The 11,239-nt window shown below is 60.1% G+C and carries 10 protein-coding genes; 5 read left to right on the top strand and 5 right to left on the bottom strand.

The window, feature by feature from the left end:
- Positions 1–16: 16 nt before the first annotated feature.
- The 3 genes from hcnC to hcnA are packed head-to-tail and all read right to left on the bottom strand — an operon-like array spanning position 17 to position 3,007.
- On the bottom strand, positions 17–1,285 hold the full coding sequence (gene hcnC / locus ACLEJQ_RS25625; RefSeq protein ID WP_440799859.1) for a cyanide-forming glycine dehydrogenase subunit HcnC: 1,269 nt from the start codon (positions 1,283–1,285) through the stop codon (positions 17–19).
- On the bottom strand, positions 1,278–2,687 hold the full coding sequence (hcnB, locus tag ACLEJQ_RS25620) for a cyanide-forming glycine dehydrogenase subunit HcnB (RefSeq protein ID WP_440799856.1): 1,410 nt from the start codon (positions 2,685–2,687) through the stop codon (positions 1,278–1,280). The genes hcnC and hcnB overlap by 8 nt, the downstream gene beginning before the upstream one ends.
- The gene (gene hcnA, locus ACLEJQ_RS25615; protein ID WP_440799865.1) at positions 2,684–3,007 is read right to left on the bottom strand and encodes a cyanide-forming glycine dehydrogenase subunit HcnA; all 324 of its coding nucleotides are present in this window, start codon (positions 3,005–3,007) and stop codon (positions 2,684–2,686) included. The genes hcnB and hcnA overlap by 4 nt, the downstream gene beginning before the upstream one ends.
- Positions 3,008–3,284: 277 nt before the next feature.
- On the opposite strand from hcnA, the gene ACLEJQ_RS25610 reads away from it, so the two are divergent.
- Together ACLEJQ_RS25610 and ACLEJQ_RS25605 are read left to right on the top strand one after the other, a co-directional pair.
- Positions 3,285–3,968 carry a response regulator transcription factor gene (locus ACLEJQ_RS25610; protein ID WP_039592999.1) on the top strand — a complete coding sequence of 228 codons (684 nt, stop codon included), beginning with the start codon at positions 3,285–3,287 and terminating at the stop codon, positions 3,966–3,968.
- Positions 3,946–5,331 (top strand): sensor histidine kinase, encoded by a 1,386-nt coding sequence (locus tag ACLEJQ_RS25605; protein ID WP_440799853.1) that lies wholly within the window; start codon positions 3,946–3,948, stop codon positions 5,329–5,331. Before ACLEJQ_RS25610 ends, ACLEJQ_RS25605 begins: the two co-directional genes overlap by 23 nt.
- 164 nt (positions 5,332–5,495) lie before the next feature.
- Here the strand turns inward: ACLEJQ_RS25605 and ACLEJQ_RS25600 are convergent, their stop codons facing one another.
- The gene (locus ACLEJQ_RS25600; protein WP_440799850.1) at positions 5,496–5,744 is read right to left on the bottom strand and encodes a DUF1652 domain-containing protein; all 249 of its coding nucleotides are present in this window, start codon (positions 5,742–5,744) and stop codon (positions 5,496–5,498) included.
- 239 nt (positions 5,745–5,983) lie between these two features.
- Entirely contained in the window at positions 5,984–7,468 is a 1,485-nt protein-coding gene (locus ACLEJQ_RS25595; protein WP_440799847.1) for a PAS domain S-box protein, read from the bottom strand.
- Positions 7,469–7,711: 243 nt separating this feature from the next.
- Between ACLEJQ_RS25595 and ACLEJQ_RS25590 the strand changes: the two genes are divergently transcribed.
- The 3 genes from ACLEJQ_RS25590 to ACLEJQ_RS25580 all read left to right on the top strand — a co-directional run.
- A complete protein-coding gene (locus tag ACLEJQ_RS25590; protein WP_440799845.1) occupies positions 7,712–8,770 on the top strand; it encodes an RHS repeat-associated core domain-containing protein in 1,059 nt (352 codons plus the stop codon).
- 527 nt (positions 8,771–9,297) lie between these two features.
- The gene (locus ACLEJQ_RS25585; RefSeq protein ID WP_440799842.1) at positions 9,298–10,347 is read left to right on the top strand and encodes an RHS repeat-associated core domain-containing protein; all 1,050 of its coding nucleotides are present in this window, start codon (positions 9,298–9,300) and stop codon (positions 10,345–10,347) included.
- Positions 10,348–10,985: 638 nt separating this feature from the next.
- Positions 10,986–11,239 (top strand): OprD family outer membrane porin (locus ACLEJQ_RS25580; protein WP_440799862.1); only part of this gene is annotated, 254 nt, incomplete at its 3' end.

Genomic DNA, 11,239 nt, shown 5'->3' with positions numbered 1-11,239 from the left:
CCCACAGGGGGATGGTTCAGGCCAGTTCCATCTCCTTGGTTTCATTAACCGGCGCCACCTCGAAGCGATCCGCCAGGAACGGCGTGATGTCCAGCGGCAGCGGTTCGTTGTTCACCAGTTTGTCCAGCAGCACCCCGGTGATCGCCGAGGTGAGGATACCGGTGCGGAAGTGGCCGCAGGCGTTGAGATAGCCTTCCACGCCACGCATCGGCCCGAGGATCGGCAGCTCATCGGGTGAACCGGGGCGCAGGCCGGCCCAGGTCCGCTTCAGGTTGACGTCGGCCAGTTGCGGGATACACCGCACCGCACCCTGCACCAGGCCTTCGATCTCCGGATAGGTGGTGGTCACGTCGAAGCCTTTGTCTTCGGTGGTGCTGCCGATCAGGATTTCGCCGTTGTCCTTCTGCGCCACGTAGCAGTCGCTGGTGGTCAGGCACCCGGTGAGGATCTTCGGCATGCGCTCGGTCAGCAGGATCTGCCCCTTGACCGGCTTGACCGGAATCCGCACGCCGGAGGCCTGTTCACTGAGGTCTGCCGCCCAGGCCCCGGCCGCATTGATCAGCGTCCGGCAACCGAAGGTCCCCGCCTCGGCGGTTTTCACGCCGGTGACCCGTGCGCCGCTGCGCAGCACCTCGATGACGTGGGTATTGAAGAACAGATCGACACCGTTCTGCCGGGCACCTTCGGTGTAGGCGTCGGCCAGGCGAAACGGGCTCACCTGATGATCGCAAAGAAACTCCAATGCTCCCAAGGCTTCATGGCTGACACTCGGCTCGGCCTTGCGCAAGGCCGCCTGATCGAGCCAGCGTACCTGGTCCGCCAAATGAGGAATGCAGGCGACGATGTGCTCGGCGTACGAGCGGTCCTCGTCGTCATAGATCACGAACTTGAGCCCGGTCTCCTCAAACTTGAAATCCATGCCATGGTTGTCCATCAGTTCGCGGTGCAATGGCGGATACAGCGCATTGGATTGCAAGGCGAACTCGAAGAACGACGGGGGCAGGATATGCGGCGTGCTCGCGTCTACCGCCACGGCGGCACCCTGGGCCTGGCGCTTGCGGTTGGCCGACATCATGCGAAAGAAAATCACCCCGCAGCCCAGGCCCACCGACTCGCCGATGGCCCACAACCCGCCCGCCGAGGCGCGGGTCGCGTTGCCGGGGCGCTTGGCGTCGATCAGCGCGACCTTCAAGTGTTTGCGCTTGGACAACTGATACGCACAGGAGGCGCCTATCACGCCGCCCCCGGCGATGACCACATCGTATTCTTTAAGGTGCTCAGTCATGCTCGAAGGCCTCCGTGCCGGCGTCCTGGAATGCCGAAAAAGGGATCGGGTCGATGGGGAAGCGCGGTCGCAGCCAGCCGACATCGGCACGCCCGGTGGCTTCGCGCAGACGGTCGGTGCAGTAGCCGACACACATCCTTCCCTGGCAATCGCCCATGCTCACCCGGGTGCGCATCTTCAGGCTGGCCATGTCCTGCACGCCCTGCTCCAGGGCCCGGTCGATGTCGGCACGGGTGGCATGTTCGCAACGGCAGATCACCGTATCGGCCGCCGGCAGGTTGATTTGCCCGGCGCCCCGCTGTGTGTAGCGATCCACGGCGGTGCGAAAGCGGATGGTGCGATCGAGCTGGGCCTGGTAGCGCTCGCGCTGCGCAAGGGCAGTCGCCGAATCCAGTACATTGCGTTGCAACAGAATCGACAGCGCCGCGATGCGCCCGCTCAGCATGGCCGCCTCACCGCCGCGAATCCCGCCCATGTCACCGGCCAGGTGGACGTGCGCCTCGCTGCTCTGTTGCCAGGCATCGGATACGGCTCGCAGGTAACCGTCTTCACTAAAGCCATGCGCAAGGCCCATCTGCTGGCTCAGCTGGGTGCGCGGAATGAACCCATAGCCGACCGCCAGCGTCTGGGCCGGCACCTGTTCGGCGCGCGTCAGGTCTGGAGTCCAGTCGTCGGCGTACGGCGCGACGGTCACGTTGTCCAGCTCGCCTTCGCCATGGGCCTGCACCACGCCCCAGCCATAGTGCATGGGGATGCGCTTGAGTTTGAGGTAGGCCAGCATGCCCAGGCCGTCGAGGAACAACTGCGGCTTGTTCAGCAGGGCCAGGCTTTGCCTGGCGATCCGACCGAACGCACACGCCTCGTAGACCCCGGCCACTGCCACTCCCGCTGCGTGCAACTGACAAGCCACCAGCGGCAACAACGGCCCCGTCCCGGCGATCACCACCGGGCTCGGCGGTTTGACCACCCCGCTCTTGATCTGTAGTTGCAGACCACCGAGCAGCATCACCCCCGGCAGGGTCCAACCCGGAAACGGCACGCTGCGCTCGTGGCAACCTGCGGCCAGGACCAGGTGCGAATAGGCCACCTCCCGCAGGCGTTCCACGGCGTCGAGGACCATCAGCGCCCGCAAACCTTCGGCACCGATGACCCGGTTGCCCGTGTGCACGTCAATCAGATCGGCATGGCGTTGGAATTCCCCATGGAGTTTGTCCAGGGCCTCACTGTAGCGCGGCCCCAGGTAATCCAACTGCACCCCCTCGCGCAGCGGCCCGCGATAGACCACGCCACCCAGGCGCGGTGCTTCGTCGAGCAAAGTGCTACGCACACCGTGTCGGGCGAGCTCGATGGCCGCCGCCATCCCCGCCGGCCCACCACCGACAATCACTGGCCCCAGGCTCATGGCGCCTCCGATTCGGTGATGCGGTTGGAGCGGGTTTCGATCCGCATGCCCGGACGCACGAGGGACTGGCAGGCACGGCGTTTGTGACGCCCGTCGATCTTGACCAGGCAGCACTGGCACACGCCCATGCCACAATAGGCGCCGCTGAGCTGGTCGTGGTCGTTGCGGGCAACCTGGCGCTGGCCCAGGGACTGGATAACGGTGAGGACAGTTTCGCCCTCGGCAGCCTGGACGACCTGACCGTCCAGGCAAACCGTCATGTCGGCGCGGGCCAACGGCTGGATATCGAATTTTCGGCGTAATACGTCTTGAGATTGCATCATGCAGCTCTTCCTTGATAGTTCAGTGAGGACTAGGCTCCTTGCGGTACACCCTCCACCGGTTCTCGTCAGCCCGCCCCTGGCAAGGCGCCAAGGCGGGTAACAGAACCACAAGATCATGCGTACGAAATTTATGTTAGGGATTATTTGTGACCAAGTATTGATCCAGGCCAGGGAAGTCGTCTGCACGGCTCATGAACTTTTTTTCAGAAAGCCGACAGGTTTTCTTTGGCAAAATGCTGCGCAATAGCGCGAATTTCCCAACACGGTACCGCCCATGAACCGCATCCTGACCATCGAAGACGACGCCGTGACCGCCCGTGAAATCGTCGCCGAGCTGACCCGCAACGGCCTGGACGTCGACTGGGTCGACAATGGCCGCGAAGGCCTGGAACGCGCGGTAAGCGGCGACTACGACCTGATCACCCTCGACCGCATGTTGCCCGAGCTCGACGGCCTGGTGATCGTCACCACCCTGCGCACCATGGGCGTGGCCACGCCGATTCTGATGATCAGCGCGCTCTCCGATGTCGATGAGCGAGTCCGAGGGCTGCGCGCCGGCGGCGACGATTACCTGACCAAGCCGTTCGCCACCGACGAAATGGCCGCCCGGGTCGAAGTGCTGCTCCGGCGCAACAACGGCGCACGGGAGCCGGAAACCGTGTTGCGGGTGGCTGACCTGGAGCTGAACCTGATCAGCCGCGAAGCCAGTCGCAACGGGCAGTTGCTGAGCCTGCTGCCTACCGAATACAAGCTGCTCGAATTCCTGATGCGCAACAGCGGGCAGATCCTCTCGCGCATGATGATTTTCGAGGAAGTCTGGGGCTACCACTTCGACCCCGGCACCAACCTGATCGACGTCCACATCGGCCGCCTGCGCAAGAAAATCGACCCGCCGGGCCTGGAACCGCTGATTCGCACGGTGCGAGGTTCCGGCTATGTCATTGCTGAACCCCGCTAAGGGCTGGCGCTCCTCCAGCAGCCGCCTGCTGGGGCTGTACAGCTCGCTGTTCGTGATCTGGTGCGCGATCCTGATGGGGGTGATGTATTACGAAGTGTTCGGCTACCTCGACAGCCTGGCCAAGCACTCGTTGATGCAACGCCAGCATCTGTTCGCGAGGATCCATGGCGACCAACTCGAAGATGCGCTCATGGCCAGCCTCACGCTGGATGAGCGTGGCGTCGATGCCTATGGCCTGTTCGATCCGCAACTGCGGCACTTGAGCGGACCGATCCAGCGCATTCCCGAGGACCTGCCGCTCGATGGCCGGATCCACATGCTCGGCGGCTGTGTCGACTCCGACGATCCCAGCGTGCCCTCCGACAGCTGCGATGCGGTGGCGACCCGGACCCAGGATGGACGCTGGCTGGTCCTGGCGCGGGACAATGGCTCGTTGTTCGCCGTCACGCGCATCATTCTCCACGCGTTATTCTGGGGTGTATCGCTGACCATCCTGCCCGGCATTGCCGGCTGGCACCTGTTGCGCCGCCGGCCGCTGCAACGTATCCGCAAGCTTCAAGCCAGTGCCGAGGCCATCGTCGCCGGCGACCTGACCCATCGCCTGCCCCTGTCGAGCCGGCGCGATGAGCTGGACATGCTGGCAGCCATCGTCAACGCCATGCTCGACCGCATCGAACGCCTGATGAACGAGGTCAAGGGCGTATGCGACAACATCGCCCATGACTTGCGCACACCGCTGACCCGCCTGCGCGCCCAGCTGTACCGCATCCAGCAGGAGGCCGTGGACGGCTCGCCCGAGGCGCTGCAAATGGATCAGGTGATCGCCGAAACCGACACCCTGATGGCGCGGTTTCGCGGCTTGTTGCGGATTTCCGAACTGGAAGACCAGCAGCGCCGTTCAGGCTTCGTACGCCTGGATCCGTTGCAGTTGCTGCAGGAACTGCACGACTTCTACCTGCCACTGGCCGAAGAAGACGGCCTGACCTTCATCCTGGAAGTGCCCGACACCCTGCCCTTGCTCAACGGTGACCGGGCATTGTTGTTCGAGGCCGTGTCGAATCTGCTGAGCAATTCCATCAAGTTCACCCCGCCCGGTGGCACCGTGGTCCTGCGTGGGGTGGACCAGGGCGACAGCACGCGCATCGAAGTGCTCGACTCCGGGCCAGGGATTCCCGAGCCCGAGCGCAAGGCGGTGTTCCGGCGGTTCTACCGCGCCGAAGGCAGCAGCCAGCACGGCGGGTTCGGCCTGGGACTGTCGATTGTCGCGGCGATCGTCAACCTGCATGGGTTTACGTTGGAGGTGGGGAGCAGTGAATATGGTGGCGCACGATTGGTGCTCGATTGTCGGGCGACGCTGTTGTAAATCGATGATGATTCGAAGCGATACTTGTGGCGAGGGAGCTTGCTCCCGCTGGGGCGCGAAGCGGCCCTGAGTTTTTGGGGCCGCTGCGCCCGAGGCGTCGGACCGTCCCAGCGGGAGCAAGCTCCCTCGCCACGGAAGACTATTCAGGCAGGATCATCGCGATTTCAGGCAGGATCACCACGATGCAACGGCGTGTTCTGCAGCTCATAGCGCAGCTCGTCGATCAGCTTCGCCACGCTCTCTTCCGAACGCACGCTGTCCATACTCATGCCACTCACTACCAGGTCCACCTCCCCGCTGTCGCGGCGATAGAGGCGTACGGTGAGAGTGCCGTCGCCATTGAGGCTGCATTCGCAGGCGAGCGGTTTGAAACTCTGTTCGAGGCGGGCGCGCAATTGGGCCAGTTGGGTCATGGGTTGCGCCTCGGCATCAAGGTCGCAAGAGACCGGTGGGAAAGAACGGGGGGCGGGCTCCTGCAGACACCCTGTCGATAGCACGGTTGCTGTGTTCATTGCGCATTCAGGCGGTATTCCTTGACTGTTTCGTAGGGACGCGGCCGCATAAACATTGCCGCACACTCACAGCCTAGGGAGCCAGCAGGCGAAGCAAAACCCGAATTTGCACCAACCCGGCCAGTGCATATGCACTGCCATCACTGTGCCTTGTTGCGCCATTCACTGGCGAACAAGCCGCGTTCGCGAGCCCAGACAATGGCCTCGCTGCGACTATGGACATCCAGCTTGGAATACAAAGTGGCCACGTGATTGCGCACGGTGTTGGGCGCCAGCTTCAGGCGCGCGGCGATTTCCTTGTCCGCCAGCCCCTGGCAGATCAGACCCAATACGTCACGCTCACGAGCCGTTAGCTCGGTGAACGATGCCGACGGCAATGGCGTATTGATGCTCTTCACGTTGGCCAGCTTCTCGATCAACGTGCGGCTGAACCACGAAGCGTCCTTCATCACCTCCTCGATGGCCGCCACCAGTTCCAGCTCCGAGCGCTTGCGTTCGGTGATGTTCATCAGCACCAGCAGGTAACACGGCTTGTCCTGGATGACCACGGTGTCGGCGGCCACTTCACAGTCGATGCGCTCCCCGCCCTTCTTGAGGACTTTGACGTCGATACCAGACACACTGGCGCTCTTTTCCAGCGCGGCGAACAACGAAGCGCCGGCGTCCTTGTCGAGAAAACCGATCTCTTCCACGGTCTTGCCCATCAACTCTTCGCTGGCGTAGCCGGTGGTGTTCACGAAGGCTTCGTTGACCTCCAACAGTGACTGCTCAGCCGTGCATACCAACGTGGGCACCGGCGACAGGCGGAACGACTTGGCAAAGCGCTCCTCGCTCTGGCGCAAGGCGTTCTCGGCCTTGCGCCGAGGCTCCATGTCCATGAATGAAAACAGCATGCAATCTTCGTTGTGCAGGTCCAGGGGTTGACCGGCAACGATCACTTGCTTGCTGGTGCCATCGGGCAATCTCAACTCGGCCGCCATCTGCGGAATGGTCGCACCCTGCCCCAGCCGCTCGACGGCCAGCTCACGCCGCTCGGCGGCTTCGAGCACGTCCAGTTCGTACACCGAACGCCCGATCACCTGCTCGCGGCTATAACCGGTCATTTCCAGGAAGCCCTGGTTGACCTTGATATAACGCAGGTCGCTAAGGCGACAGATCACCGCCGGCGCCGGGTTGGCGGCGAAGGTGCGCTCAAAGCGCTGTTCGGCGCTGGCCCAGTCGGTCGCGTCGCTGAGGATCAGCACCAGGTACTCCGGCTCGCCGCTGCGGTCGGTCAACACCATGCTGCGGATGCGATGCACCCAGGTGCGGTCCGGATCAGCCTTGGGCGTGACTTCCACCAGCACATCGCTGAACTCATCGCCCCGCGCCACCCGAGCGATAGGGTAATTGTCCTCGGCCAACGGATGATTGTTGCGATAGCGCAAGTTGAACCGGCGGGCATACTCGTCGGCATTGGCGCCCAGCTCACGGATGGTCTTCACCCCGTGCATCGCCAGCGCCGCGTCATTGACCCAGGCAATGGTCTGGTCGACTTCGACCAACATCACCCCGTCCGACAGCCCGGCGATGATCTGCAGCAATTGACGACGATTGGTATCGGTGTTCGGGACATCCTGATTCATTGGGTCTCCGTGTGGTCGGCGGCACATGGAAATTACGACCATCCGTCGCGCTGGGGCGTTCCCTATGGGCATTGCTGAGATCGGTGGCCTCTATCCGCGCAGGGCTTACGGCTGATTAGTGTCTGGTTTGGCGCTTCGCGAGCAGCCCCACCCGAGTCCCCAAAACCTAACAGTTCTGTTAGTAGACGCACCTTCAGAAATCCCACAGCCTGACAGCATCGCCTTCCTCAGGAAGAACCACCCATGCCACCGTCATCGATGAAGATCCTGTGCCGCTACCAGTACGACCCACTGGACCGCCTCACCGGCCTGAAACCGCTGGAAAGCCCAGGCACGCAACGCTTCTACCAGAACAACGAACTGGTCAACGAAATCGACAGCGAGGCCCAGCTCACGATTGTTCGCCACGGAGAACAACCGCTGGCGCAGCGGTTGAGTGTCATGGGTGTCAGCGAGACAGCGCTGTTGGCAACGGACCCACAGCGTTCGCCGTTGGTGGCTTTGACGGACGCGGATTTGCAGCGGATGGCTTATACCGCTTACGGGCATCGTTCCGGGGAAAGTGGGTTGAGTTGTTTGTTGGGGTTCAATGGTGAGCGGAGTGACTCGGTCACCGGGCACTATTTATTGGGACAGGGGAATCGGGCTTTTAATCCGGTATTGATGCGGTTTAACAGTCCGGATGAGTTGAGTCCGTTTGGGGAGGGGGGGATCAATGCGTATGCTTATTGTGGTGGGGATCCGGTTAATCGGTATGATCCGAGTGGGAATTCTCCGCTCGGGATCATCAGGCCGTGGAGGGCCCCACCGCCACCGAATACTCCGACGCTCATGGTCGCCTTTAAGAACCGAATAAAAGCTTCAGCATCTCCATCCATTAATATTACCAGCACCTCACGGACGTCACGGCCTGCGCTGCCGAAAATTGAGCCGCAACGCTACGCGGCCAATAACCCCACCAATTCCTCACTACCTGCTGAACCAGCGCTTACGCTACTTACACAAACTAACTCTCCGAATACTTCGGTCGATGTAATAAACCAAATCAACAAACGCATGCATGAAGCACAACTGTACGATAGAGCCATTAAAAAATATCCAATCATGGAAACATGGACAGTCACCCCGAGACGAAAAGCGCATGACGCAGCAAAAATTCGATATGAAAAGTTGGTCACCAACAAGGCATCAGCAGAGCAGATTGATCAGGCATCAGCAGAACTCACACTCGCGCGTTGGAATGCGAAAAGTGGCGATGTGATTCAACTCGTGGAAACTTTAACGTGGGATATCCGCAGGTAATAAAGCTCAAGGTACTTGTTGCACAGTCGGTACCGCTTGATCGATTAGTTTAAGTTACATCCATGTTGAATGTACCGCCGCCATCGCGAGCAAGCTCGGCTCCCACAGGTTCTGCGGTGCGTCCCGGATACTGAGGCGGTCACAAGTCCCTGTGGCGAGGGAGCTTGCTCCCGCTCGGCTGCGCAGCAGTCGTAGACCCGGCTGGTGCGGTGCGTCTGGCTACCAAACCCGATCGCTGATTTCCCAGCGACCCGAAAACGATAGAATCAGCCCCCCAAGCACACAAGCCGGCGGATTCTGGCGCAGTCGTAGGCAATGGCGCAAGACAACGTAGCCCAATACAGAACACTCCTACATCCAGATAAACACCCCTTCACTTTGTGAGTGCTTCGCACTGGAGCGCCAGCCCGGTCATGCGGGAGCCAGTAGTCCCACCCGAATTCCCAAAACCTAACAGTTCTGCTAGTAGACGTACCTTCAGAAATCCCAGAGCCTGACAGCATCGCCTTCCCTGGGAAGAACCACTCATGCCACCGACATCGATGAAGATCCTGTGCCGCTACCAGTACGACCCACTGGACCGCCTCACCGGCCTGAAACCGGTGGAAAACCCAGGCATCCAACGCTTCTACCAGAACAACGAACTGGTCAACGAAATCGACAGCGAGGCCCAGCTCACGATTGTTCGCCATGGGGAACAACCGCTGGCGCAGCGGTTGAGTGTCATGGGTGCCAGCGAGACGGCGCTGTTGGCGACGGACCCACAGCGTTCGCCGTTGGTGGCTTTGATGGACGCAGATTTGCAGCGGATGGCTTATACCGCTTATGGGCATCGTTCTGGGGAAGGTGGGTTGAGTTGTTTGTTGGGGTTCAATGGTGAGCGGAGTGACTCGGTCACGGGGCACTATTTGTTGGGACAGGGGAATCGGGCTTTTAATCCGATGTTGATGCGGTTTAACAGTCCGGATGAGTTGAGCCCGTTTGGAGAGGGGGGGATCAATGCCTATGCTTATTGTGGGGGGGATCCGGTTAATCGGGATGATCCATCCGGAGGGGTGTTTCGGGTGTTTCGGCCATGGGATGCAATTGATTTAACCGTTTCTCGAATTAAACCCGCAGCCTTGTTAAAACCTACTAATAAAGTCACTCCCTTGGTCGTCCGAATGAGGGGTAGTGTCGCAGCAAAATTGCCCCCCGAAAACACCTATAAACGCGCTTATCCTCGAAATAAAAATCCGACAGCGGCTCTGAAAAACACACAGAATTTTTATGATCGGGAAGCAGTTGACGCGCGAAAATGGGACGAATTCGTCAGTATAAATCCACATACTAAAATCGATGCTAGTTCCAAATACCTAGGACGACTCAGGCATACCCAAGAACAATTGAGCGCTTTTGACTTGGGAAGAATCTTAACAAACAAGAAAGGCGAGCCTTTGAAGAGAACCAGTCTCTTATCAGCAGTTGTGAAAGCAAAACTAGCAGTCAAGAGGGATGCTTGGCGAGCAGTTAAGGAACGCAGACAGATCAGACAGATCAGACAAGCTAGTAACAACATTCGTACTCAAAACTCTTAGTAGCCAGTAAGTTATTACTCATGGCCTTTGTTCTACAAAACCCGAATTTTATTTTGATACACAGGCCATCAAGCGCAGCTCTCGTGGCGAGGGAGCTTGCTCCCGCTCGGCTGCGCAGCAGTCGTAGACCCGGCTGGTGTGGTGCTTCAGCAACACCGCGTCAGCTCATGTTGGGGCGGCTGCGCCCGAGGCGTCGGACCGTCCCAGCGGGAGCAAGCTCCCTCGTCACGGGGTAAGTGCTTTTCTGAACGAGCAGAGTTGCCTCCCCCTAGGCTTTTGTAGACCTCCGATTCCTGATCATTGGACTAAAGTCTTAGACCAGTCATCGCACAACCTGCACCTGCATCACTATCCCTCCAAGACCGCACCTCGCTCAGCGCGCAAGCCTTCCCGCTTTACCCAAGCCTCGTGGAACCATTGAATTACCTCATGCGATAGAAGGCGCCAATTGGATTTTTCCAATAATGGCCAGTTGACAATGAGGAACGGCTTCCAAATAATCCATGGAATGTTGTACGACGACGTATGACAAAAATAAAAACAACAAAAGTAGGGAGCGTCATATAGTGAGCACTCGTGTCCGTTTCTCGCCCGACCACCGTCCAAACCGCCGTACCCTCCTCAGTTCCAAGCCTGCGCTGGCACTGCTCGGTTGCAGCAGCCTGGCCCTGTTCCTGCCCCTGACCACCCATGCCGAAGGCTTCGTAGACGATGCCAAGGCCACGCTGAACCTGCGCAACGCTTATTTCAACCGCAACTTCACCAACCCGAACAACGCCCAAGGCAAAGCCGAGGAATGGACCCAGAACTTCATCCTCGACGCCAAGTCCGGTTTCACTCAAGGCGTGGTGGGGTTCGGCGTGGACGTGCTGGGCCTGTACTCGGTCAAGCT

The organism is Pseudomonas sp. SMV71, assembly GCF_052042015.1.
GTDB lineage: Bacteria > Pseudomonadota > Gammaproteobacteria > Pseudomonadales > Pseudomonadaceae > Aquipseudomonas.
Note: the sequence above shows the minus strand (reverse complement) of the source record. Positions and strands in the feature narration are given on the sequence as shown.